Here is a 25486-nt window from a genome sequence, read left to right on the forward strand (position 1 = left end):
CTTATATAGGGGAAGACCCCATAAGGAAAAGAGATTGAGGCCGGGATAATGCCTAGAACGCTCACGACCATCGGTTTTGACGCAGATGACACGCTCTGGCACAACGAGCGTTTCTTTCGGGTGACACAGGATCGCTTTGCTGAACTGCTGATGGATCACACACCGGAAGATATGGGGCCAGAGGCCTTGGAGCGCAAACTGCTGGATGCTGAAAAGCGCAATCTTGGGGCCTATGGCTACGGCGTCAAAGGCTTCACCCTTTCGATGATCGAAACCGCCATCGACGTCACCGAAGGCCGGGTTCCATCTTCTGTTATCAAAGAGTTACTGGAAGCGGGGCAGATGATGCTCTCCTTTCCGATCGAACTGTTGCCACACGCAAGAACAGCAGTCGAGGCCGTGGCAGACGACTATCGCGTTGTCCTGATTACCAAGGGCGATCTATTGGATCAGGAACGCAAACTGGCGCAATCTGGCCTTGGCGAGTTATTCGACGCGGTCGAGGTGGTCTCTGAAAAGACGCCTCAGGTGTATATCGATATCTTCAATCGCCATGGCGACGGTGTCGCGCGTGCCTTGATGGCCGGAAATTCCATGCGTTCCGATGTCGTCCCCGTGGTGGAGGCAGGTGGGCATGGCGTCTATGTTCCCCATGGACTCGTGTGGGAGGTCGAGCACGCCGACGCCCCAGAACACAGCCCGCGCTACCACGAGATTCCCGATCTGAGCGCCCTGCCCACTCTCATCGAGCGACTCGGCTAAAACCCGCCGGAAAACCGGGTTATGTTAACCAATCATTCACTACTGTGACCTCAACGCTTCATTTCACCTGTGAAATAAGGCGTGATACCGGTTGCAGCACTGCCAAGCAGACAGAAAATTGCTGACATTTTTGCCGCCGCTATCGCTTTATTTAGCGAGGTTGAGGCGTGCGACTACTAGATGTCGACAACCCTTAGGTTTCGCCCGTCCAGCACAACAAGATGTTCCTTCACAACTGGTTTATTCGTCAGACCGGCTATGATACGCTTGCATAAGCAGACAAAACGTCAGCCGGAAAACCGGCGACACGAGGCAAACATGGCAGTGATTTCTCAGGTCGACGGCGGTCGTCTCTTCTCCCGTTGGGTGAAGTGTGGCCGTGGGCAACGTCGCAATTCAGGGCAAACAATTCTCCAAGGCGCGGTAGGGCTGTGCAAACGCACCATACAGGGTCTGGCGCTCGCAGTCGGGCTGGTTGCGGTCGCTCCAGAACAGGCGGCAGCGGCACCTTATGCTGCAATGGTGATGGATGCGCGCACGGGGGAGGTCTTGCACTCCCGTAACGCCGACACACGATTGCACCCGGCCTCCCTCACTAAAATGATGACGCTCTACATCGCCTTTGAGGCGGTGCGGAACGGAGAAATAACCCTCGATACAGAAATCACGGTATCCCGTAACGCCGAAGCAGAGCCGCCCTCAGAACTAGGTTTGCGGCGTGGCCAGAAAATCGCCCTGCGCTATCTGATCCGTGCGGCCGCAGTGAAATCTGCCAATGACGCCGCAACTGCCATCGGCGAGGCAATCTCCGGCTCCGAAGCCGCCTTTGCCCGGCGCATGAATCGCACGGCCAAAGCGCTGGGTATGACCCGCACCACATTTAAAAACGCGCATGGTCTGACCGCCAATGGGCATATGTCTACGGCACGCGACATGACCATCCTCGGGCGTCATATGCTTTATGATTATCCTGAGTACTATAACCTGTTCTCGCGCAAATCGACCAACGCGGGAACCAAAGTGGTGTACAACACCAACCGCCGGTTTCTCGCAGCCTATCGCGGCGCGGACGGCATTAAGACCGGCTACACTCGTGCGGCTGGCTTTAACCTTGTGTCCTCAGCCAAACGCGGAGATGAGCGCATCATCGCGACCGTATTTGGCGGCCAATCCACCGCGGCACGCAACGCCAAGGTTGCCGAACTTCTGGACCTTGGGTTCCGTCGCGCGCCTGCCTATGCCAAATTGCAAAAACCCCCGATGCCACCTTATGTGGGCAACAGCGGCGTGCGCCTGGCAGAGGATGACACTCATGGGCTTGCTGGCAAAACCATTCGCGTAAGCGGTGTGATCTCTGAAACCATGCGCCCGCGTGCCCGCCCCGCACCCGAGGTCGATCCGGCATTGCTGGTGGCCGAAGCAGAGGTTGCGCCCGAAACCGCAGAAGAAGAGGTGCAGATCGCCGCGTTGGACACAGACGCGCTTCAATCCGGCATCAACAGCGCGCTTCTTGAGGTCACCGAGGTTTCTGAAGTGTCGGCAATTCAACCCCTCGCACGTCCTGCCCAACGTCAAGCAGATGTGGAGGGCGAAGAAGCTCTGAAAGCCGAAATTCGAACCGCCGTTGCCCGCGCGGTCGAGGCCCCAACCCAGCGTCGCTACACGGGACCGCGCCCGCAGGTGCGCCCGACGGGGCTGGAAACACAGGTTGCTTCGGCCGAGGAACCTGTAGTTGTGACACGCCTGTCGACCTCAGGCGGGCGCTACTGGGGTATCAATGTCGGTCGCTACACGAACCGTTTTCAGGCCGAGAAAGTCCTGTTGCGCACCGCTTTGGCTGAAATGGAAACACTCGATGGCTCACTCCGCAAAGTGGTACAGAGCCCGCGCGGCTTTGATGCAAACTTCCTCGGTATGACCAAGGAAAGCGCGGAACTTGCCTGCCGCCGCCTCAACTCTCGCAATGTAACCTGTGAAACACTGGGGCCGGCGTCCTAACCCCCAAGCGACCGAGCCAAGGCCTGCCAACAGCATCTAAAAAATAATAGCCGCTGCACCATCACCCGGGGCAGCGGCTATTTCATTCTTCTAACCCCAAATATCCCGGGGGTGAATTGCCCGGCACGGGCAAGAGGGGGCAGCGCCCCACCAGCGGTCAGGGCTTGGGGTGGTCGTCCCATTCATCGCTCAAGATCCGACGCGCATCCCCCTCTGGGTCGTCGTATTGTTCTGAACGCACGGTATAGATAAACCCAATCAACCCGGCCCCGCCAAGGATCAGGGAGATAGGAATAAGATAAGACAAAACGGTCATGTCGCTCCCCAGCGCGCCTAACGCAGGCGCAGTGCGTTGAGTGATACGGTAATCGATGACGTAGACATCGCCAGCGCCGCAATCAAGGGCGTGGCCAGACCTGCAATCGCCAGAGGCACGGCTATCACATTGTACAGCGTTGCAATCTGGAAGTTCTCGCGAATACGCTTGGTGGCACGCTTGGCCACACCGCATGCCTTCGAAATCGGAGACAGATCTTTGCCCAGCAAAACAATATCAGACGCCACCCTCGCAGCATCAAGCGCCGAAGCAGGCGAGATCGAGACATGCGCACCCGCCAACGCGGCCGTGTCGTTGAGACCATCCCCAACCATCAGCACCTTATGGCCTGCCTCGGTCAGTTGTGACACGCGCGCAGCCTTTTCATCTGGGAGCGCTTCGGCCACCCAACTCTGAATACCCAACCGCTCTGCCAGATCGCGGACTGCCGCCACCGTATCGCCGGATATAAGCATCACGCCCATACCTGCATCTTGAAGCGCTGAAACCGCTTCCTGCGCACCGGGGCGCAAGGCATCCGTAAAACGGATTGCAACTGGCATGCCATCGCCCAGATCCAGCCAGGTGGCTGTCTGCTCCAACGACCCCTGCGCCCCAACCCAAGCGGCACGCCCCAGCCGCACGACCTGCCCCGCAAGGCACGCCTGCGTGCCGTAGCCGGGCACTTCTTGCAAATCTTCCAACACCACAGCCTCAACCCCTGCCGCCTTTGCCGCACGGGTCAGCGCAATCGCCAGTGGGTGGCTCGACCCTTCGGCTAAGGCCAACGCGATGGACAGCTGTTGGGCGTTCAACTCATCAAGGTTCACAACCTCCGGCGCTCCCGCCGTCAATGTTCCGGTCTTGTCAAACACCACTGTGTCCACCTCGGCGAGCCGCTCCAGCGCAGTGGCATGTTTAACCAGCAGGCCCGCCCGAAACAGTCGACCCGAGGCAGCCGTGGTCACCGCAGGGACGGCAAGGCCCAATGCACAGGGGCATGTGATGATCAGTACCGCAGCCGCAATATTCAGGGCCGTGCGCAGATCAAAGGTGTATAGATACCACCCAACGAAGGCGAGCGCCGACAGGATATGTACCCCGGGCGCATAGAGTTTCGCCGCGCTATCCGCGAGCGAGGTGTAACGAGACCGCCCCGACTCTGCGATTGCCACCAAATCCGCCATACGATGCAGCGAGGTCTCAGCGCCAACAGCTGTGGCGCGGATGGTCAGCGGTCCGGTCAAATTGACCTCACCTGCGGAAACCTCGGTGCCCGGCTCTGCGAGGACAGGCAATGTCTCCCCGGTCAGCAATGAACGATCCAGCTCAGAACGCCCCTCGACGATCTCGCCATCTACCGGCATGCGTCCGCCGGGGCGCACGCGGATCAGATCACCAATCGCCAGATCAGCAACGGAGACCTCGACCTCTTGTCCCTGCTCATCCAGACGCCAGGCACGCGGGACCTCGAGTGCTGCAAGCTCCTCCGCAGCAGATCGGGCCGCAGCACGGGTTCGGTGGTCAAGATAGCGCCCCGCCAGCAAGAAGAACGTCAACGTCAGTGCCGCATCGAAATAGGCATGCTCCCCCGAAAGCGATGTCTCCCACAGCGAAGTCACCAACGCGAGCAACAACGCCAACACGATGGGCACATCCATATTGAGACGACGTGCCCGCAGCGCATGCCATGCATTTCGGAAAAACGGTTGCCCGGAATAGATGATGGCTGGAAAGGTGATCGCAGCGGAAATCCAGTGGAACATATCACGGGTCGCGTCAGACGCGCCGGACCAGACTGAGATCGACAACAGCATCACATTCATGGACGCAAAGCCTGCCACCGCAAGCCGCAGCAACAATTCACGCCCTGCGCGATCTGTTTCAGTCGCAGCCAAGGCCGCAAGATCCAATTCATGTGCCTCGTAACCAAGCCCCTCGCAGACCGGAACCAGATCCGCCGCCCGCATGTCCGGGTCAGCCTCAATGAGAGCCCGTTTCAGGGTCAGATTGACGCGTGCAGTTCGCACGCCCGGGACTTGCGACAACCCGCGCTCCACTTTGGAAATACAGGCCTGACAGTGGATTGTCGGCAAAGAGATCGCAAGGCGCGCCTCGGTGGGTGCATCCTCCACCGCCTCTGTCGGGGCAGCCACGCAACCGGGGCACACAGCCGTTTGATGACGCATCGGAGCAGTCATGGTTCTACCTCTGAGGGACGCTGATCACGGATACTGCGTGCAAACGCGCATCTTACACGGTGGTGTCAGGCGTCAGTGCTACTTTTTGACGTGCAGGATCACACGCTGAGTGAACTCGGTGCCATCCTTGGCACGCGCGATCATTCGAATGTTCCAGTTTCCCGGTGCCAGTTCCGCAGGTGCGACATATGCGGAGCCATCGAATACAAACTGCGGGTTCTGATCGTCCTTCACATGGGTGGCCCGACCAAGTGTCGCGGTCAGCGAGGCGACTTCTACCGGCTGGCCGTCACGATCGGTGATCTCAAGCTTCACCTCTTCCCCAATCGCTGAGGCATAAACCGACCACCCCAGCGCCTCCTGCGCGGCGCGGCGTGTATCAAACTGTTGGCTCGCGACATAAGAGTTCTTCACTTCAAGGCCGGGAAACGTGCTCACAGCGCTATAGGCCATGTAGACATTCACCGTGATGATGATCCCGAAAAACCCCACACAAAGCGCCAGCATATGCTTGCCTGTGAACTCGCGAGGTTTTCGTGTGGTCTCTCCCGTCATGGATCAATTCCCCCGTCCGTTGAAGGTGGTGTCGCGGTAAGCGCGTTCGCCCGATGTCAGATCTTCGACCCAAATCCGCAGCCCGGTGTTCTCGGCTTCTGCCGGGGAACTCCCGCGCGGCGCAGCGATATAGACCCGTTGCAGGCTTGCGCTGTCAGCAGGGACTTGAACCGTAACACTTTCTTCCCCCTCGAGCGAGACAGAGAGCGCCGGATCACCGACGATCGACAGCTCAAACAGTCGCGCCTCACCGTGTTTGTTTGACAGTCGCACATCGTAAGTGTTGCGAATGGTGCCGTCCGAGAGCGTGACATAGGTCGGGTTCCGCACCGGCGCTACGGTCATATTGATGTCGGCACGGATGAAGAGTGCGAACACAAGCGCCAGCCCCACACCCCCCCAAAGCGTCGTGTACATAATCGTGCGCGGGCGCAGGATGTGCTTCCAGACCGGGCGCGGTGGTTTGCCCGCACGCTCATTGGTTTCATCCGACAGCGCCATATAATCAATGAGCCCACGTGGCTTACCCACTTTGGCCATGATGTCATCGCAGGCATCAATACAAAGCGCACAGGTGATGCACTCCATCTGTTGGCCCTTGCGAATATCGATCCCCATGGGACAGACGTTCACACAGGCCATACAGTCGATACAATCGCCCTTTTGATCAGCATCGGCCGATTTCCGGTGCTTGCCGCGCGGCTCGCCGCGCCAATCGCGATACCCGACGGTCAGCGTATCCTCATCCATCATCGCCGCCTGAATACGCGGCCACGGGCAAGCATAGATACAGATCTGTTCGCGGGCAAAGCCACCGAAGAAGAAGGTCGTGAAGGTCAGGATCGCCATTGTGGTGTACGCCACCGGGTGTGCCTGACCCGTCACCAGATCATGCAGCAGGGTTGGTGCATCGGCAAAGTAGAACACCCATGCCCCACCGGTTGCCAAGCCAATCAAAAGCCAGGCCACCCACTTGGTCATCCGCAGGCGCGCTTTTTTGAAATCCCATTTTTTCTGACGGTGCAGGCGCAAGCGCGCGTTTCGGTCCCCCTCGATCCAGCGCTCAACCAGAATGAAAAGATCAGTCCAGACAGTCTGCGGGCAGGCATAGCCGCACCAGACCCGCCCCAACGCCGAGGTGAACAGAAACAGGCCAAGGCCCGCCATGATCAACAGGCCCGCGACGAAATAGAATTCATGCGGCCAGATCTCAATCCAGAAGAAATAAAACCGTCGCCCGGCAAGATCGAGCAACACCGCCTGATCCGGCAGTTCGGGACCACGGTCCCAACGGATCCAAGGCAGCAGGTAATAGATGCCCAAGGTAACCGCCATGATCACCCATTTGAGAGTGCGGAACTTTCCCGAGACTCGGCGGGGAAAGATTGGCTCCCTTGCGGCGTAAAGGCTGGGGGCTTGGCTCGAATCGCTCAACTTCTGGCTCCGATCCTGTGACAGGTCTGATTGTGTTCTCCCAGAGACCGGGGATCGAGACTTTGACGTGGATCAAAATTCGCATCCCATATGTGCATTTTGCACAAATGTCGCAGCCCTGCGGGAGCGCCGCACACAAACTGTGCGGTCAGATCAAGGGGGTAGATCCGCGCTCTCGGCGCAGCCAGTTGACGAAATGCCGCGCACCGGGGCGCAGCACACCGGGACGATGGACAATATGGTATCCACGCCCTTGTTCTTCACAAAAAAGCTCGGTCAGACGCCCTGCGGCAACATCCGGCGCGACGAATTCGCGCACCGAGACCGCAACCCCCTGCCCCGCCCGCAGGGCCTCCATCAAGAGGTTACCGGGTAAAACGACTCGCCCTGCTTTAAGGCTGTCTTCCACCCCGCGGGAGCGGAGCCAAACAGAGGCTTCATTGGTGCCGATTTCCTCCAGCCACGGCAGGTCAAGCAGGTCCTCCGGCTGTTTCACCGCTCGCTGGTCCAAAAGGCCCGGAGCTGCCACCACCACCATAGGCGACGCCAGCAGCATCTCGGCCTCAAGACCGGGCCAAGCGCCGCTTCCGTATCGCAGCGCAACGTCGATGCCACCGGGTGTGAGCTGTACCACCTCGCCGGTGGGATCAATCACCAGATCCACCTCAGGATAGGCCTGCCGAAACCCGGCCAGACGCGGCATCAACCAATGGGTGGCAAACATCGGCGTACAGGTTACATGGAGCGGCTGCCCTGCGCCGCGCGTTGTCAAATCCTGTACCGCCATGCGAATTGCACCAAACCCCAGCGTCAAGGCCTGTGCGAGCTGCTCGCCCTCCGGCGTCAGTCGCAATGCGCGACCTGACCTGTCCAAGAGCGGCACTCCCATATGGGCCTCAAGCTGACGCAATTGTTGGCTGATTGCTGCGTGACTGACGTTCAGCTGCGCGCCCGCTTGTTGCAGGTTCCCGGTTTCAGAAAAAACCGAAAAAGCCCGAAGGGCCGCCATTGAAGGCATATCACGCCAGTTCATATGTAAGTTATCCTTACATGTTAGATTTCTTCCTGACTCGCATAAAACACGACTTCAGGCAAGCATGAGCACAGATCCAGCGTGTGGATCACATGCCGAGGAGAGTGAACATGTTAGTTGATATTTATGCCCGCACCCTGTTGAACGCGACCCGCCACAGCGATCTTCCGCAACGGCCAATGCCAGTGGCCTACCGCAGCCCCAAGGTCCGCCCCGGCATATGGCGTCGTATCGTGACCGCCCTGATCAAGGCGCGGAAAGAGACACGCGATAGCCAATCTCCCTGCCAACCGCACATCGCGACCTGCAAATAGCCTTAGTAGTGATTAGAGGGAAAAGACGCCGGCTCCCCAGGAAACGCGCGAACAAGCAGGGAACCGGCGTCGTAAAGACCCGCCAGTCAACCCAGCGGGGCACGGCGAAATCCGAGGCCTGACACGATAGCCTTCCCAACCATGGCCCTGAATTTCGTCTTGATACCGTTTTGTCATCTGCATGCTTGCGCAGCCTTGATGCAGATCAACTCGACCAAAGTTCACACCAAAAAACGCCGCTGTTTTGCACAGGTCCGGCGCGCCTGCACATCCAATTTACTGTCCCCAACTAAAAAGGCCGCCCCGTTTGGAGCGGCCTGCTTTTTCCGTGTCAGATCGCGATTTACTCGCCACCACCCAACTGGTGCACATAGGCACTCACCGCGCGGATTTCGGCCTCACTCAGGCGGGTATCCCAGTTCGGCATGACCCCGTAGCGAGAGTTCCAGACGGTTTCATAGACGGTCTCGTAATCGCCACCATAGAGCCAGATGGCATCTTTGAGGTTCGGAGCGCCCTGATAGATATCCCCCGAGGCGTCTTCGCCATGACAGGAGGCACAGTTCGCCTCAAAGACAGCCGCACCAGCTGCCACTTGGCTTGCATCTTGTGGCGTATCCGACAGGGACATCACATAGTTGACCACCTGACTGACCTGCTCTTTTTCCAGCAGCCCATCACGCCCGAAGGCAGGCATCGCGGAGAAGCGCGCATCGTCGCTTTCCTCATTGCGGATACCGTAGGACACGGTGGTGTGGATGTCTTCCATCGTACCACCCCAAAGCCAGTCATCGTCCAAGAGGTTCGGATACCCTTTGGCACCCGCCGCACCAGAGCCGTGACACTGCGCACACCAGGTCTTGAACACCGCAGCCCCAGCAGACACCGCATAGCCCTCAAGCTCCGGGTGACCCGGAATGGCCGCAAGTTCCAGTGCCTCCAACTGTGCGTTGATCGGTGCATTTGCCGTTTCGACCGCAGCGATTTCAGCTTCAACCTTGGCGCGCGAGGACCAGCCCAACATGCCAGAGGTTGCCTCACTCACCAGCGGCCAAGCCGGATAGGCGATGCTATAGCCGATCCCCCAGACGATGGTGGCGTAGAACACCCAAAGCCACCAGCGCGGCATCGGGTTGTCGAACTCCATGATCCCATCCCACTCATGGCCGGTGGTGTTTGGGTCACCTTCTTGGATCTTTACGGTGTTTTTGTTGCCCGTCTCACTCATTTCTGGGCCTCCGGTTGAGCGGCGCTCTCTGACGCCGGCTTATCCGCGTTGCGGAAGGGGATATTGGCTGTGTCCTCATAAGTTCTGGTGGAGCCGGGGCGAAACGCCCAGAACACGACACCAATGAAAAAGAGGAACAGAAAGAGAAGCATCCAGCTGTCAGCGAACTGTCGCAGCAAGGAATAGGTTTCCATGGCTCAATCCTCCCTTACCGGCTTGCGTCAGGTGTGAAGGTCGAGAAATCGACCAACGTGCCCAACATCTGCAGATAAGCGATCAATGCGTCCGCTTCAGAGACACCCGGTTGACCGTCGAAGTTCCGCACGTTGACGTTCTCGCCGTACCGCTCCAGCAGCCCGTCATAGTCACTGTCGGGATCAGCCTGAGCGCGGAAATCGCGGCGCGCTTCTTCGATCATCTCGTCCGAGTAGGGCACGCCAACAATGGCATTGGTGGCCATCAGATCACCGATATACTTGCCGTCGATGCGGGTGCGCTCGAGGAAGTCATACTTCGGCATCACCGATTCCGGCACCACCGCCTGCGGGTCGCGCAGGTGATCGACGTGCCACTCGTCCGAGTAACGCCCCCCCACACGGGCCAGATCCGGCCCGGTGCGTTTGGAGCCCCACTGGAACGGGTGGTCGTACATCGACTCTGCCGCCAGTGAGTAGTGGCCATAGCGTTCGACCTCATCGCGCATCGGGCGGATCATCTGGCTATGACAGACGTAACAGCCTTCGCGAATATAGATGTCGCGCCCTGCCAGCTCGAGCGGGGTGTAGGGACGCATGCCCTCCACCTCCTCGATGGTGTTCTCCAGATAGAACAACGGGGTGATCTGCACCAAGCCACCAATGGTGACGACGAGAAAGGAACAGATCAGCAGAAGCGTTGCGTTCGTCTCGAGGATTTTATGCTTGTCGAGAATTGCCATCTCTCCGGCCCTCCTTATTCAGCCGGGACCGCGACGGACAGGCTGGCCTCTTTGGCCGGCGCCCGACGAACGGTCATCCAGAGGTTGTAGCACATGACCAGCGACCCGGAGAGGAACAGAACCCCGCCCAAACCACGCATCACATACATCGGAAGCTTCGCAGCCACGGTGTCGGCAAAAGACCACACGAGGAAGCCGTTTGCGTCCACTTCACGCCACATCAGACCTTCCATGATACCGGTCACCCACATGGACGCCGCGTAGAGCACGATGCCGATGGTGGCGAGCCAGAAGTGCCAGCTGACGAGGCTCAGCGAATAGAGCCGTTCGCGCTTCCACAGAACCGGCGTCAGGTAATAGAGCGCACCGAAGGTGATCATACCGTTCCAGCCGAGCGCACCGGAATGCACGTGACCAATGGTCCAGTCCGTGTAATGCGACAGCGAGTTCACCGCGCGGATCGACATCATCGGACCCTCAAACGTGGACATGCCGTAGAAACCAACCGAGATCACCAGCATCCGAAGAACCGGATCGGTGCGCAGCTTGTCCCAAGCGCCCGAAAGCGTCATCAGACCGTTGATCATACCACCCCACGACGGCATCCACAGCACGACCGAGAACACCATGCCGAGGGTCGAAGCCCAATCCGGCAGCGCGGTGTAGTGCAGGTGGTGCGGACCAGCCCAGATGTAGATGAAGATCAGCGCCCAGAAGTGGATGATCGACAGTTTATAGCTGTAAACCGGACGATCTGCTTGTTTTGGGATGAAATAGTACATCATGCCGAGGAAACCTGCGGTCAGGAAGAAGCCCACAGCGTTGTGGCCATACCACCATTGCACCATGGCATCCTGCACCCCCGGCCAGACGATCACCGACTTGGAACCCCAGATCGACACCGGAATGGTCAGGTTGTTGACCACATGCAGCATGGCAACGGTCACGATGAAGGCGAGGAAGAACCAGTTTGCCACATAGATGTGGCGCTCTTTGCGGCGAATGATAGTGCCCAGGAAAACGGCCAGATAGGCGACCCAGACGACGGTCAGCCACAGATCAACATACCATTCGGGTTCAGCATATTCTTTGGACTGCGTGCCGCCCAGAAGATAACCGGTCGCGGCCAGAACGATAAAGAGTTGATAGCCCCAGAACACGAACCACGCGAGGTTACCGCCCCACAACCGCGCCGCAGACGTCCGCTGCACGATGTAGAAAGAGGTTGCGATCAGCGCGTTGCCCCCAAACGCAAAAATCACTGCAGAAGTGTGCAATGGACGCAACCGGCCAAAGTTCGCAAATCCTTCGGACCAGTCGAAGTTCAGAACCGGAAACGCCAACTGGAACGCGATGAACGTTCCCACGAGGAACCCCGCCACACCCCAGAACGCGGTTGCAATGACGCCCGCGCGCACGACGCCATCGAGGTATTCCCCGGTGACGGGAGCCGCGACCGGCTCGTCGGTACTGCGTAGCGTTGACAAAAACAGGCCACCTGCGACGAGCATCAAGATCACCGCATGTACCTGATAGGCCAGATCCCTGGCATAGCCGGCGGCGATCATGAAGAAGACCGTCAATACGCCAAGCACTATCAGCTTGAGATAATTAGACATTTCATGCCCCTTTGAATGATTCACCCGAATCGTACCCCTCGCAGATACACCTCGGGCGTCGTTTTCCCCGTCCCTGATGCCAGAGCGAGGTTTTGCAAACATTGATCTGCATCAAGATGCTGGCGTTTGGGATGTGTCATGTCACCTCACGGGATACGGGTAACCTGAGAACCAAGGCCCCGTTACCTTCAACCGGAATCACGGGATTTGGGAAAAGGTAAGCTCATGACGTACAAGACAATTCTGACAGTGCGATCCACTCCAAACGGATCGACAACTGCATTGGACCAAGCCGAGACCATGGTGCGCCGCGCTGATGGGCATCTGGATGTTCTGTGCCTTGGGGTAGATCGCACCCGCGTGGGGTACTATGACGGCGGTGCGAATGCGATTGCCATCAACACAATGCTGGATCGCGCCCGTGAAGAAGTGCAGGCAACCGAAGAAAGCACCAAGCAATATCTCTCTGGTAGCGACGTGCCGCGCAGCCTCTCCACCGCAATTGCCCCATTTGGCGATATTTCTCGGGTCACCTCGCATCATGCGCGCTTTAGCGATCTGGTGGTGATGGATCTGCCTTATGGCGAAGGTCAGGGGCCGGAAGTCGAGCCAATCGTCGAGGCTGCCCTCTTTGACACGCGCACCCCGGTTCTCGTGATGCCAGAGGGGACAACACTTGCTGCATCACCCAAAACCGTCCTCGTCGCATGGGATGAAAGCATCGAAGCCCTCACGGCCGTACGAAAAGCCCTGCCCCTCCTTCAGTCTGCAGATCTGGTTCGGATCACTGTAATTGATCCGCCAAAACACGGGATCGAACGCTCAGATCCCGGTGGCATGTTGTGTCAGATGCTGGCCCGCCACGGCGTCGCCTGCGAGATTGACGTCCTCAGCAAAACGCTGCCGCGCATCTCTGATGTGCTGTGCCGTCACGCAACAGATACGGATGCAGAGCTTATTGTGATGGGCGCTTATGGGCATTCGCGCTTCCGTGAGTCGATCCTCGGCGGCGCAACGCGCAATATGCTCGAGCATGCAAAAGTCCCGGTGCTGATGGCGCATTGATGGCACCACGCGCAGTCGCGCGTTTTTGGGCAATTGGCCGGTCTAAATCGGGACCGGCCTCATCTATTGGAGATGGCGCCTCACATCATGGCCCTAGAAAGCGACGTGGGCTTATTATTCGAATTTGTAAATTCAACCAGTGATGGTGGTTGAGAAACCCGGTTTGAGAAAATTTCGCCTCAGGCCGACCAAATTCAAATGCCAGCCCATTCCCGTTCAAAAACGCCGAATCAACGCGACACTGGAAATTCTCTAACCAAGCACACCGCCGTCGCTATCGTCTCCGGCCTCTTCGATCAGGCGGCGCATATCGGGCACCGTAACATGCCGCTTTCCTTCCAATTCGATCACACCCGACTTCCTAAGCGCAGAGATTTGACGGCTCACGGTTTCCAAGGTCAGGCCCAGATAATCCGCCATCGCCTCACGCGTCAGCTTCAGATCAAAGCTGACAGCACCACTGGCGGCATCCACACTGAGCGACGCATCGCGCCTTGCGATAATCGACAAGAGACTGGCGATCTTCTCACGCGCGGTTTTACGCCCGAGCACCAACATCCACTCACGCGCTGCATCAAGCTCATCCAGTGTCATTTCCAGCAATCGATGCGCGATATGAGGTGTTCGCGTCATCAAATCTTCAAAAGGTTTTTTTCGAAAACAACACATTACAACGTCTGTCGTCGCGACGACATCATATGCAGATCCATCGCGCCCGGGCCGGCCTACAAAATCGCTCGGCAGCAACAGACCAACCATCTGAGTGCGCCCATCCTCCATCGTCTGGGTTAAAGTCGCGATCCCAGACACCACCGAACCGACAAAGTTCATCTGATCTCCGGACCAGATCACGGTCTGCCCAGCCTCATAGCTGCGATAGAACTTGATCGCGTCGAGTGCCTCGAGCTCGTCCGAATCACAACGGGCGCACACGGCGCGGTGGCGAATTGGGCAATCCGCACACTCGATCGACTGGAATTGGGCAAGGGACATACGCGCCTCTGGTTGATCTGAGTCAAAGCCGACAATGCCGACCATCCCTATCGTAATCCTATGACACAGGAATCTCAATTGGCACGGCTCGGACTATTCGACGCAAAGGTGCCCAGATACACGAGCTATCCCACTGCGCCTCATTTCAAAAATGATGTAAGCGCAAAAGGATTCGCTGATTGGATCAAGGCCATTAAACCCGGTGCGGAGATCTCCTTATACGTGCATGTGCCGTTCTGTCGCAGGCTATGTTGGTTTTGCGCTTGTCGCACTCAAGGCACGCAATCGGATTCTCCGGTGCGCGCTTATCTGGACGTTTTAAAGCAGGAAATTGCACTTCTGGCGCGTCACCTGCCGGAGGGCGTGAGTCTGGCCCGGCTGCATTGGGGCGGAGGAACACCGACGCTACTGTCTGCAGAAATGATGGCGGAACTGGCAGAGGCGATATTCGCCGTCACCCCGCTGGCGAAGGGCGGCGAGTTCTCGGTAGAGATCGACCCCAATGAGATTGACGAACCTCGTCTAGATGCGCTCGCCGCAACCGGGATGAACCGCGCGTCGATCGGTGTGCAAGATTTCGACCCTGAAATTCAGGAAACAATAGGTCGCATCCAGCCGTTTGATCTCACCCGTGATGCGGTTGACATGATCCGCGCACGTGGGATTGCCAGCCTTAACGCTGATATCCTGTTTGGCTTGCCACATCAGACACGGATGCGCATGACCGAGAGCGTGCAGAAGCTCCTGTCGTTGTCGCCTGACCGGGTTGCGCTCTATGGGTATGCACATGTGCCGTGGATGGCACGACGGCAGAATATGATCCCCACCGACAGCCTGCCCTCGCCGAAAGCACGATTGCAACTGTTTGAAACGGCTCAGCGTTTGTTCATGTGGGACGGATATCGCGAAATTGGCATCGACCACTTTGCCACGCCCCATGATGGACTTGCTGTGGCGGCACGAACTGGCAAGCTGCGCCGGAACTTCCAAGGCTACACCGACGATCGCGCAGAGGTGCTGATCGGATTGGGAGCCTCGTCGATTTCGCGCTTCCCGCAAGGCTACGCACAAAACGCGCCTTCCACATCCGCCTATACCAAGGCGATCCGTGATGGGCAGTTCTCGACCGCACGTGGACATGTTTTTGCAGGTGAAGACCTGCTGCGTGGGCGCATGATCGAGGGGTTGATGTGCGACTTTGCGATTTCCTCGGAGGAAATACTGACGACGTTTGACATTGCGCCTGCCGCACTGGACAGGATGTATCGTGACGTGTCGGCTGCGTTTCCCGACATGCTTGATCTACATGTAGATGGGATCCGTATTCGCCCGGAGGGTAAACCTCTGACCCGCATGATTGCACGCCACTTTGACGCTTATGATCTTAGCAAAGCCGGGCACAGTTCCGCCATCTAGGCGGCCACATAATATCCGGTGACATCGTTTTGGGAAGGCGAGGGAAGCGAGGGCGCTGCCCTCGCGCTCCCGGGATATTTTTAGTTAGAAGAAATACGACAGGTGCTTTGGGTTAAACGCCTGTCACGGCTGAAAGCAGATGCCTTGTGTATTCCTCTTTGGGATTGGCAAAGACCTCTTCTGCAGCGCCCTGCTCCACCACATCGCCAGCTTTCATCACCAGAATCTCATGCGACATGGCGCGCACCACGTTGAGATCATGGCTGATAAAGAGATAGGCCAGCCCGTAACGGGCCTGCAGATCGCGCAGCAAATCAACGATCTGAACCTGAACCGTCATATCAAGCGCCGATGTGGGCTCGTCCAGCACCACCAGTTTCGGGCGTAGTACCATGGCGCGGGCAATCGCTATACGCTGGCGTTGTCCGCCAGAAAACTCATGCGGGTAGCGATCCATGGCGGCGGGATCGAGGCCGACCTCCTCCATCACTTCCGCCACCAGTTCACGTGGTTTGCGGTGTTGATCGACCTCGTGGATGGCCAGGCCTTCGGCGATGATTTGCTGACAGGTCATCCGCGGTGACAGCGACCCAAAGGGATCCTGAAATACGATCTGCATATCCTTGCGCAGGCGGCGCAACTCGCGCGTCGACCATTTGCGCAGGTCCTGACCCTGAAAACGCACTTCGCCCTCGGAAGCGATCAGACGCATGATCGCCAGCGCCATCGTGGTTTTGCCAGAACCGGATTCCCCGACAATGCCGAGGGTTTCACCGGCGCGCACCGAAAGCGACATCGGGTTCACGGCCCTCACATGGCCAACCGTACGTTTGAGCAGGCCGCGCTGGATCGGGAACCAGACTTTGAGGTCGTTTGCCGCGACAAGCTCCTCCGCATTCTCAGGGACCGACCCCGGCCTGCCGGAGGGCTCAGCCGCCAGCAGTTTCTGTGTGTAGGGGTGTTTGGGATCGGCAAACAGCTCTTCGGTGGGACCCTCTTCGACGATCTCGCCGGATTTCATCACGCAGACCCGATCAGCGATGCGGCGCACGATCGACAGATCATGGGTGATGAACAAAAGCCCCATGCCTTCGCTTGATTTCAGATCCGCCAGAAGGTCGAGGATCTGCGCCTGAATGGTCACATCAAGCGCCGTGGTGGGTTCGTCCGCAATCAGCACGTCTGGTTTATTGGCAAGCGCCATCGCGATCATCACCCGCTGACGCTGCCCACCCGAGAGCTGATGTGGGTAGGCGCCAAGCCGGGTTTCGGCGTCGCGGATACCGACCTTGTTCAACAGGTCCAGAATGCGCCCGCGCGCGTCTTCGCCCATTACGCCCTGATGTAGGGCAAGCGCCTCGCCCAGCTGTTTTTCAATGCTGTGCAACGGGTTGAGCGAGGTCATCGGCTCTTGGAAGATGAAGGAGATATCATTGCCGCGCACCCGTCGCAGGGTGCGTTCATCTGCGCCGATCATTTCCTGCCCATCATAGGTGACGGAGCCGGAGACCTGTGCGCTGTCGCCGAGCAATTGAACCGTGGACAGTGCGGAAACCGATTTGCCAGACCCCGACTCGCCCACCAGTGCAACCGTTTCACCGCGCGACACCGTAAAGGACACGCCCTTAACCGCCTCGGTGAGCTGACCGTCTTGGCGAAAGGCAACGCGAAGGTCCTTGACCTGAAGAATGGGAGATTGCGTCATTGGTGCGACCCGCCCGGGCGAGAGGTCGCGCGTTTTTCAATCCTCATGTCTGCATGGCTCATGAAAAAGTCTTTCTCGGGTCAAACGCGTCCCGCACGCCTTCAAAGATGAAGACCAGAAGCGAGAGCATGATTGCAAAGGTAAAGAAGGCGGTGAAGGCAAGCCACGGCGCTTGCAGGTTCTGTTTGGCTTGTAGGGTCATCTCGCCCAGCGATGGCGCCGAAGACGGCAGGCCAAAGCCGAGGAAATCAAGACTCGCCAAGGTGCCGATGGTGCCGGTCACGATGAACGGCAGCATGGTGAGTGTCGCAACCATCGCATTCGGCAGCATATGGCGGAACATGATGGTGACGTTCCCCACGCCAAGCGCCTTGGCCGCGCGTACATATTCGAGGTTGCGCGCCCGTAGAAACTCCGCGCGCACCACGCCCACAAGCGCCGTCCAGCTGAACAGGATCATCAAAAACACCAGGAGCCAGAAACTGCGCCCCAAGATCGCAAACATGATGATGATGACATAAAGCGATGGCGTTGCGGACCAGATCTCGATCACGCGCTGGAAGATCAGATCCACCCAGCCGCCAAAGAACCCCTGCACGGCGCCCGCCACAATCCCGATCAGGCTTGCGGCGATCGTAACCACGAGGGTGAAGACGATCGAGAGCCGAAAACCATAGATGACCCGCGCCAGCACGTCGCGTTTGGTGTCATCGGTGCCCAGCCAATTCTGCCCATTAGGCGGCAGCGGCGCGGCCCCGGAGCGATCTACTGGCGTGTCAAAGCTGTAGGGGATCGGCGGCCAGAGCGACCAGCCCTCGACAAAATCCTCTCCCGCATAGGTGCTCGCATCAATTTCGGCGATGATGCCATCGGGATCATCGAAACAGTCCAGACTGCCGCCGGACGCGATCAGGCATTTCACTTCCGGGTCGCGATAGACGGCCTCAGTCTGGAAATCACCCCCAAAGGCAGTCTCCGGGTAGAAGTTCCAGATCGGAGTAAAATACTCGCCGCGATAGTTCACGAGGATCGGTTTGTCGTTGGCCAATACATCCGCAAACAGCGACAGGCCAAACAGCACAATAAAGATCCTGAGCGACCAGAGGGCCCGGCGGTTGCGCTTGAAGTTGTTCCAGCGGCGTTGGTTCAGAGGAGACAGTGCCATTATATCACCCCTCCCGCTTTTCAAAATCGATGCGCGGATCGACCAGCACGTACATGATGTCAGACAAGATCCCCACCACTAGGCCCATTAGCCCGAAGATGAAAAGCGTTCCAAAAACAATAGGGTAATCGCGTGCCACCGCGGCCTCAAACCCAAGCCGCCCCAGTCCGTCCAGCGAGAAGATCGTCTCGATGATCAGGCTGCCGGTGAAGAAGATCGAGATAAACACACCCGGAAACCCTGCGATCACGATCAGCATCGCATTGCGGAACACATGCCCATAGAGCACCCGGTTCTCGGTGAGCCCCTTGGCGCGCGCGGTCATGACATACTGTTTCTTGATCTCATCCAGAAAGGAGTTCTTGGTCAGCAGTGTAAGCGTTGCAAAGGCGGATATGGTGGAGGCCACAACCGGCAAAGTGATGTGCCAGAAATAGTCGCCAATCTTGCCCAAAAGGCTCATGCTTTCCCAGTTTTCCGATGTCAGTCCCCGCAGCGGGAAGATCTGCCAATACGACCCGCCCGCCAAGAGCACCAGCAGCAGGATCGCAAACAAAAAGCCCGGTATGGCGTAGGCTGCGATAATCACGCCGCTTGTCCAGCTGTCAAATTTGCTGCCATCACGCAGCGCTTTTTTTACTCCCAATGGAATGGAAATCATATATGCGATCAGCGTCGACCACAGGCCGAGCGAGATTGACACCGGCATTTTCTCCATCACCAGATCAATCACCCCGACATTGCGGAAATAACTCTCGCCAAAGTCGAGCCGGACGTAGTTCCACATCATATTGAGGAAACGTTCGAGCGGTGGCTTGTCAAAACCGAACTCGCGCTCCAGCTCCTCAATGAACTCAGGCGGCAGGCCGCGCCCACCGGCATACTGGCTCTCAGCTTGGCCGACGGTTTCTGCGCCGCCATCGTTTGCGGCACCGGCAAAGCCCCCAAAGACGTCGCCGCCGCCCTCAAGACGGGCGATCATCTGTTCAACCGGACCACCGGGAACGAATTGAACCAGCGCGAAATTCACCACCATGATCCCGATCAAGGTCGGGATCACCAGCAAGAGGCGCCGCAGAATATAGTTTAGCATCGGGGATTTACCTCAGCGCGCCAGCATCTCGCAGCGCTTTGGCCTTGTCCTCGTTATACCACCAGAAGTCCAGATACCCGAGGCTGTAGGGTGGGATTTCCGCCGGATGTTCGTATTGGTCGTAATAGGCCGCCCAATGGTTCGGGTTGTACCACAGCGGGATCATGATGAACTCATGCCGCAACGCGCGATCAAGCGCAGTCATGATCGCCGTTTCTTCCTCGCGCGTTTCCGCGCGCAGCGATTTTGTGATGATCGCATCAATCAGCGGCGAGGCCAGACCAGCTGGGTTAAATAGCGAATAGGTCGAGGCCTCAGACCCGAACCGCTGCTCCAGCCCCGTACCCGTCCCAAGGAAGGTCGTGTAGCTGTCCACGACCAGATCATAGTCCCGTTCTCGCTCGCGGCTGGTGTATTGCGCGGTGTCGACCACCTCAAAATTAACCGCAATGCCGAGATTTTCGAGGTTATCAACGAAATTCTCCATCACGCCACGCGTGGTAGGTGACGACGAAGAGGAGAACAGGAAATTCAGTTCAAACGGTGCGCCCTCGGGCGTCACCCGCTTGCCGTTGTCGCCAACAACATAGCCTGCGTCCTCTAGCATTGCGGCAGCTTTACGCGCGTTGCGGCGATCAAACAGTCGGGCAGGATCAGATGTTGCCGGAACATAGACCTCTTCGCTCAGCATCTCTGGCGGGACCAGATCACCGAGACTTTCGAGGAATTCACGCTCCGCACCTTCGGGAGTGCCCGTCGCCATCAAGGGCGAGTTCTGGGTGAAGGACGCGCGGCGTTCGAACAACCCATAGAGTAGGCTTTCATTGGACCACTCAAAATTGAACGCCAAGGCCAGCGCCTCACGGACACGGCGGTCCTGAAGCTTGGGGGATGCCAGATTGAACACAATACCGGAGGCCGTGGGCGGTGCACCATTGGGCAGTTCTTCGAGCTTTACAGCACCGCTATCAACCTTGGGGAAGTCATAACCGCTGGCCCATTTCTTGCTGTCGCCCTCGGCACGGAATGTATACTCGCCCGCCTTGAACGCCTCAAACGCGGCGGTGTCATCGGCAAAGATCTCAACCCGCAGCGCATCAAAGTTATGACGCCCCTGATTAACCGGAAGATCCTTTCCCCAGTAATCGGGATTGCGTTTGAGTACGATGCGACGCGACAGGTCAATTTCATCAATCACATAGGGGCCAGAGCCCGGAGGTCCTTCAATCCAGTTCTCGTTGAGCTTCTGACCGGTCTCTTCGAACCATTTCTTCGACCATGCAGGCACCCCGCCCACCTGTTCGACCAAGCTGCGGCGGGAGACACCGTCAGCAAAATAGAACTTGATGGTGTAGTCATCGATGACTTCGACCTTGGGGATCAGCTTGCGGACAAAATCGGCGTAGGACTGCAACCCCTGATCGAGCAGCAGGTTATGGCTGAAGGCAATGTCATGGGCTGTCACCGGAGTGCCATCCGAGAAACGCGCCTCAGGCCGCATGCGGAAAATGACCCAGCTTTTGTCTTCGGGATATTCTACGCTTTCGCACAGCAAGCAGTAGGATTGGCCGTATTTATCCGCAGGCGCTGCATCCGCAAGCAGGCTTTCATATGGGTAGACAGAAAAGGCATGCGCCCGCCCTTTGCCAGAGTAGGGATTCATACTGTCCAGTGTGCCGATAAAAGGAACTGCCAGTTCCCCCCCTTTGGGCGCATCCGGGTTCACGTAATCGAAGTGCTCAAAATCCGCCGGGTAGTCGAGATCTCCGTAGAAGGAATATCCGTGGCTTTTTGTGATGGCGCCGTCTTCGGCACTGCTCGCCGCAAGAACAGATGTCATCAGCGCCGCTGCGGACAGTAGCGCAGCAGTGGTGAAGGGCTTGATCCACGATCGGGTGCGGGACTTCGCAGCCACTTTAGCCATTCCACGCGCGTGTCTGATCGTCATCTGCCTAACCCTTCTTATGTGGCGCCATTGTCCGTGTATCACCGGATCTGACGTTTTATCTGCTTCTAACAAAGCTAAAGGCCAGAGCGCCTTGTTTTCAAGCCGAGAATGCCGCCTCGCAGTGATTTGAAAGCCAATCCTCGCCGATCAGCGCGAATGCACCGCAATTGTCTGCGGTACAGGTCGCCACAAGAAGAAAGGCCGCAGCGTGGGCTGCGGCCTTTTCTCAGGAATTCTGTGATCGGAGGATCAGTTTGCCAGGCTTTCCAGATAGGCAATCAGGTTCACCCGGTCCTCGACCTTTTTCAGGCCAGCAAAGGACATGGTGGTGCCCGACGCATATGCCGACGGCTTGGTGAGGAACTCGCTCAGATGCTCAGGGGTCCAGTTGCCCTCGAGACCAGTGAGAGCGCCGGAATAACCAAAGCCCGCTACAGAAGCGATATCGCGACCGACGACGCCATCGAGGTGCGGACCTGTCGAATCTGTGCCGTCAACCTTGTGACAAGCAGAACACTTGCGGAAGACCTTGGCACCTTTGTCGACATCAGCCTCCGCCATCAGCGTCGCAAAGTCCACTTCAGGCTCGTCACTTGCGCCACCAGCGTCAGCCACTTCGATGACGTAAGACGCCTCGCCGTGTGCCTCAACGTGATAAAGCTCCTCGGCAACCCATTTGCCCAAGAGGAACACAAGGAACGCGCCACAGAAACCTGCAGTCGCTTTGGTGAGTGTCATTGTGTCAAACATGATAGCGTGTCCATTTCAGCTGTCTTCCACGGTGTCTAAGGCTTCCCCTATCAACTGGCAAGGTATAGACACCGCGACTAAACGACCAAATTCCCAAGTTTTTGCAAAGATGACGCAGCTATGACCCAAAAAATCGCGATACAGGGCGAACTCGGCTCTTACAGCCATGAGGCCTGCCGCAACAAGCGGCCCGATATGGAGGTGCTGCCCTGCCGTGGTTTTGAGGATGCAATCAACGCTGTGCGCTCGGGCGAGGCGGAGTTGGCGATGCTACCTGTGGAGAATACCACCTACGGGCGGGTGGCCGATATTCACCGCTTGCTGCCGCATTCTGGTCTCAAGATCATTGACGAGGCCTTCGTGCGCGTTCACATCAATCTGCTTGGTGTTCCGGGTGCAAAACTCGAAGACATCCGCGAGGCGCATTCGCATTTGGTCTTGCTGCCACAATGCGCAAGCTTCCTGCGTGATCACAACATTCAGGGCCGGGTGAGCCCCGACAATGCGCGTGCGGCGCGCGAAGTGGCCGAACGCGGCGACGTAACCCACGCAGCACTAGCCTCTGAACTGGCCGGAGAAATCTACGGTCTAAACGTGCTGGCCCGCCACATCGAGGATCAAGGCAACAACACCACCCGCTTTTTGACGATGGCGCGTGAGGCAGACACCAGCCGCCGGGGCGAAAACGGCATGATCACCAGTTTTGTCTTTCAGGTGCGCAACATCCCCGCTGCGCTTTATAAGGCGATGGGCGGCTTTGCGACCAATGGGGTCAATATGACCAAGCTGGAGAGCTACATGGTCAACGGCTCTTTCACAGCGACTCAGTTTTACGCCGACATTGACGGCCACCCCGAGGACGAAAATGTGCGCCTCGCCATGGATGAACTGAACTATTTCACAACCGATGTGGAAATTCTGGGCGTCTACCCAGCAGACCTCAAACGCTGACACCCAGAGATTGGCCCCGCGATGAGGGCCAATCCCAAGGGGGGGGTACGCGCCTCAGCCGATCAGCGCACCGTCCTCGCGCCAGACGGCAACAATAGAAGAACGCGGCTTGCCAGCGCCATCCGGCCATGCACCGCCGGGGTGCTGCACGCCGACAAAGGCCACTTTTTTATCCAGCGACCAGCACAAGCCAGTGACCTCAGCACCATTCGGCACCGTCATAAACCGGGCGATCTCGCCGGATTCTGGGTCGCCAACCAGCATCTGATTGTTACCCTGCCCCTCGAATTCGCCTTCGTTGTCGTCGTCCCCATCGGTCTGAATCCAAAGCATACCGTCGGAAGAAAAGGCCATGCCATCGGGCGAGTTGAACATGTTGCCTTCGTTGATGTTGGCAGACCCGGCGTAGGCATTGTTGTAGACCTTCGGATTGCCCGCCATCACATAGAGATCCCACGTAAAGGCCTCTGCGGCGTGATTCTCATCTGCCGGAGCCCAGCGCACGATCTGCCCGAAGTTGTTGGTCTCGCGGGGGTTTGGTCCGTTGACAGAGGTATCATCCCCACCCGCATTAGGCTTCACGCCACGGTTCTTGTTGTTGGTCAGCGCGCAATAGCCCTCCGCCTTGAGCGGGTTGCAGGCCACCCATTCCGGACGGTCCATGGTGGTACCACCAACAGCAGAGGCCGCCATGCGCGTGAAACAGAGGATCTCTGCCTGCTCCATGCCGGTCGTCTCTGGCGTCAATGCCAGCCATTCACCGGTCTGGTCGTCGTTGAACTTTGCCACATAGAGCTGGCCATCATCCAACAGACCCTCGGTTGGCTCACCTTCGGCCCAAGTGTTGGTCGAGACGTATTTATATAGATATTCGCCGCGCTCATCATCGCCCAGGTAGACGACGATCCGACCATCAGAAGCCTGCACCATCTCGGCGTTTTCATGTTTGAAACGGCCGAGTGCTGTGCGTTTCACCGGTGTGGACGATGCATCCGCCGGGTTGATTTCGGTCACAAACCCATGGCGGTGTGGCTCGTTGGGTTCTTTCGACAAATCATACCGCTCGTCGAACTTTTCATAGGCATAGCGACCTTCGCCGCCGATGCCATAACGAATGTAACCTTCGCCTTCGGGCATTGCACCGGTGGCACCGAAGTAACCGTTAAAGTTCTCTTCGCAGGTCAAATAGGTGCCCCAAAGGGTCTTCCCCGCTCCACAGTTGTTCATGGTGCCCTTCACCCGGCGTCCCGCTGGGTCGGCGTGGGTTTGCACCAGTGGATGACCGGCCAGCGGACCCGCCAGAACAATTTCTGTCTCATGGGTGATCCGGCGATTGTAGGGACTGTCTTTGACCACCTGATAGCCGTTGTCACCCCGCGCGACTTCCATGACAGTGACGCCCTGAAGGTTCTTCAGCAGCATCACCTCCTCGGCAGATTGCGGCACGCCCTCAGAGGCTGCAGGCAAGTTGATCTTCGGGTTCACATATTCCGAGTTCACAGCAATGATCTCGCGCCCGTCGACCTCAAAGAGCTCCATACCGTCCGTGTTCTCGCCAAAGACCTTGTCGGACATCTCTGCCGACACACCGGTTTCGGGAGAATAGGCCCCTTCGGCCTCGGACCAAAGCGCATCCCCCCAACGCACCAAAACCTGTGAGGTGTAGCCCTCGGGGACATGAACCGCGTGATCGGTGGCAATATCGATGGGCTTGAACGCAAATCTTGCGTGCCCTTCCGCGCGCGACGCTGTGGTGGAGGACATCAAGCCAGTGCCAAAGACCGCCGCACCAGAGCCAAAGGCCAGCGCACCACCGAGAAAGCCCCGGCGAGAGACGGCACGCTCAACCACGGCATCAAACTGATTCTCATTCGGGCGGGGATCGCGATGTTCATCAAAGTCGTCCCACGAAAGATCGATAAGGCTCTTTTCAACCATTTTACTGTGCTCCTAGCTGTCATAAAGGCTGGGATGCGACCCGAAATGCGTGGGCCCAACCGCGA

The 25486-nt window shown here is 57.9% G+C and carries 22 protein-coding genes; 6 read left to right on the plus strand and 16 right to left on the minus strand.

What is annotated here, in order from left to right; all coding sequences use genetic code 11:
• Window positions 1–48: 48 nt before the first annotated feature.
• Both QNI81_RS11735 and QNI81_RS11740 read left to right on the plus strand, forming a co-directional pair.
• Window positions 49–762 carry an HAD family hydrolase gene (locus QNI81_RS11735; protein WP_126137654.1) on the plus strand — a complete coding sequence of 238 codons (714 nt, stop codon included), beginning with the start codon at window positions 49–51 and terminating at the stop codon, window positions 760–762.
• 318 nt (window positions 763–1080) lie between these two features.
• A complete protein-coding gene (locus tag QNI81_RS11740) occupies window positions 1081–2760 on the plus strand; it encodes a D-alanyl-D-alanine carboxypeptidase family protein (protein ID WP_283966608.1) in 1680 nt (559 codons plus the stop codon).
• A 157-nt stretch (window positions 2761–2917) separates the two neighbouring features.
• On the opposite strand, the gene ccoS is transcribed toward QNI81_RS11740, so the two are convergent.
• From ccoS to QNI81_RS11765, 5 genes are all read right to left on the minus strand, one after another.
• On the minus strand, window positions 2918–3076 hold the full coding sequence (gene ccoS, locus QNI81_RS11745; protein WP_005629952.1) for a cbb3-type cytochrome oxidase assembly protein CcoS: 159 nt from the start codon (window positions 3074–3076) through the stop codon (window positions 2918–2920).
• A gap of 17 nt (window positions 3077–3093) precedes the next feature.
• Window positions 3094–5277, minus strand: coding sequence for a heavy metal translocating P-type ATPase (locus QNI81_RS11750; protein ID WP_283966609.1), 2184 nt, complete (start codon window positions 5275–5277; stop codon window positions 3094–3096).
• Window positions 5278–5355: 78 nt separating this feature from the next.
• A complete protein-coding gene (locus QNI81_RS11755; RefSeq protein ID WP_126137657.1) occupies window positions 5356–5832 on the minus strand; it encodes a FixH family protein in 477 nt (158 codons plus the stop codon).
• A gap of 3 nt (window positions 5833–5835) precedes the next feature.
• Window positions 5836–7266 carry a cytochrome c oxidase accessory protein CcoG gene (gene ccoG, locus QNI81_RS11760; protein ID WP_065328609.1) on the minus strand — a complete coding sequence of 477 codons (1431 nt, stop codon included), beginning with the start codon at window positions 7264–7266 and terminating at the stop codon, window positions 5836–5838.
• Window positions 7267–7414: 148 nt separating this feature from the next.
• Window positions 7415–8299: a LysR substrate-binding domain-containing protein gene (locus QNI81_RS11765; protein WP_065328608.1), complete on the minus strand. Its 885-nt coding sequence runs from the start codon at window positions 8297–8299 to the stop codon at window positions 7415–7417.
• 110 nt (window positions 8300–8409) lie between these two features.
• Between QNI81_RS11765 and QNI81_RS11770 the strand changes: the two genes are divergently transcribed.
• Window positions 8410–8613 (plus strand): hypothetical protein, encoded by a 204-nt coding sequence (locus tag QNI81_RS11770; protein WP_283966610.1) that lies wholly within the window; start codon window positions 8410–8412, stop codon window positions 8611–8613.
• Between the two features lie 343 nt (window positions 8614–8956).
• Here the strand turns inward: QNI81_RS11770 and ccoP are convergent, their stop codons facing one another.
• Genes ccoP through ccoN form a run of 4 tightly spaced genes read right to left on the minus strand, consistent with a single transcriptional unit; the run spans window position 8957 to window position 12397 of the window.
• Window positions 8957–9841 carry a cytochrome-c oxidase, cbb3-type subunit III gene (ccoP, locus tag QNI81_RS11775; protein ID WP_065321074.1) on the minus strand — a complete coding sequence of 295 codons (885 nt, stop codon included), beginning with the start codon at window positions 9839–9841 and terminating at the stop codon, window positions 8957–8959.
• A complete protein-coding gene (locus QNI81_RS11780) occupies window positions 9838–10035 on the minus strand; it encodes a cbb3-type cytochrome c oxidase subunit 3 (protein WP_283966611.1) in 198 nt (65 codons plus the stop codon). Before QNI81_RS11780 ends, ccoP begins: the two co-directional genes overlap by 4 nt.
• Window positions 10036–10049: 14 nt before the next feature.
• Window positions 10050–10778, minus strand: coding sequence for a cytochrome-c oxidase, cbb3-type subunit II (gene ccoO, locus QNI81_RS11785; RefSeq protein WP_005629926.1), 729 nt, complete (start codon window positions 10776–10778; stop codon window positions 10050–10052).
• A gap of 14 nt (window positions 10779–10792) precedes the next feature.
• Window positions 10793–12397 carry a cytochrome-c oxidase, cbb3-type subunit I gene (gene ccoN, locus QNI81_RS11790; protein WP_005629923.1) on the minus strand — a complete coding sequence of 535 codons (1605 nt, stop codon included), beginning with the start codon at window positions 12395–12397 and terminating at the stop codon, window positions 10793–10795.
• 225 nt (window positions 12398–12622) lie between these two features.
• On the opposite strand from ccoN, the gene QNI81_RS11795 reads away from it, so the two are divergent.
• Window positions 12623–13462 carry a universal stress protein gene (locus QNI81_RS11795; RefSeq protein WP_283966612.1) on the plus strand — a complete coding sequence of 280 codons (840 nt, stop codon included), beginning with the start codon at window positions 12623–12625 and terminating at the stop codon, window positions 13460–13462.
• Window positions 13463–13714: 252 nt separating this feature from the next.
• Here the strand turns inward: QNI81_RS11795 and fnrL are convergent, their stop codons facing one another.
• Window positions 13715–14455 (minus strand): transcriptional regulator FnrL, encoded by a 741-nt coding sequence (fnrL, locus tag QNI81_RS11800; RefSeq protein ID WP_039983362.1) that lies wholly within the window; start codon window positions 14453–14455, stop codon window positions 13715–13717.
• Between the two features lie 60 nt (window positions 14456–14515).
• On the opposite strand from fnrL, the gene hemN reads away from it, so the two are divergent.
• Window positions 14516–15871 (plus strand): oxygen-independent coproporphyrinogen III oxidase, encoded by a 1356-nt coding sequence (gene hemN / locus QNI81_RS11805; protein WP_283966613.1) that lies wholly within the window; start codon window positions 14516–14518, stop codon window positions 15869–15871.
• A gap of 112 nt (window positions 15872–15983) precedes the next feature.
• Here hemN and QNI81_RS11810 read toward each other — a convergent pair whose 3' ends face one another.
• The 5 genes from QNI81_RS11810 to QNI81_RS11830 all read right to left on the minus strand — a co-directional run bounded on the left by QNI81_RS11810 (window position 15984) and on the right by QNI81_RS11830 (window position 22532).
• On the minus strand, window positions 15984–17576 hold the full coding sequence (locus tag QNI81_RS11810; RefSeq protein WP_283966614.1) for an ABC transporter ATP-binding protein: 1593 nt from the start codon (window positions 17574–17576) through the stop codon (window positions 15984–15986).
• Between the two features lie 58 nt (window positions 17577–17634).
• On the minus strand, window positions 17635–18741 hold the full coding sequence (locus QNI81_RS11815) for an ABC transporter permease (RefSeq protein WP_283966615.1): 1107 nt from the start codon (window positions 18739–18741) through the stop codon (window positions 17635–17637).
• A gap of 4 nt (window positions 18742–18745) precedes the next feature.
• On the minus strand, window positions 18746–19834 hold the full coding sequence (locus tag QNI81_RS11820) for a microcin C ABC transporter permease YejB (protein WP_005614998.1): 1089 nt from the start codon (window positions 19832–19834) through the stop codon (window positions 18746–18748).
• Window positions 19835–19841: 7 nt separating this feature from the next.
• Window positions 19842–21782, minus strand: coding sequence for an extracellular solute-binding protein (locus QNI81_RS11825; RefSeq protein WP_283966616.1), 1941 nt, complete (start codon window positions 21780–21782; stop codon window positions 19842–19844).
• A gap of 249 nt (window positions 21783–22031) precedes the next feature.
• The gene (locus QNI81_RS11830) at window positions 22032–22532 is read right to left on the minus strand and encodes a c-type cytochrome (RefSeq protein ID WP_126137667.1); all 501 of its coding nucleotides are present in this window, start codon (window positions 22530–22532) and stop codon (window positions 22032–22034) included.
• A 120-nt stretch (window positions 22533–22652) separates the two neighbouring features.
• On the opposite strand from QNI81_RS11830, the gene QNI81_RS11835 reads away from it, so the two are divergent.
• A complete protein-coding gene (locus QNI81_RS11835) occupies window positions 22653–23483 on the plus strand; it encodes a prephenate dehydratase (protein ID WP_283966617.1) in 831 nt (276 codons plus the stop codon).
• A gap of 54 nt (window positions 23484–23537) precedes the next feature.
• On the opposite strand, the gene QNI81_RS11840 is transcribed toward QNI81_RS11835, so the two are convergent.
• Window positions 23538–25421 (minus strand): PhoX family protein, encoded by a 1884-nt coding sequence (locus QNI81_RS11840; RefSeq protein ID WP_283966618.1) that lies wholly within the window; start codon window positions 25419–25421, stop codon window positions 23538–23540.
• Between the last annotated feature and the right edge of the window lie 65 nt (window positions 25422–25486).

The sequence above is a fragment of the Tritonibacter sp. AK171 genome, from assembly GCF_030127025.1.
In the GTDB taxonomy this organism is placed as follows: Bacteria; Pseudomonadota; Alphaproteobacteria; order Rhodobacterales; family Rhodobacteraceae; genus Epibacterium; species Epibacterium mobile.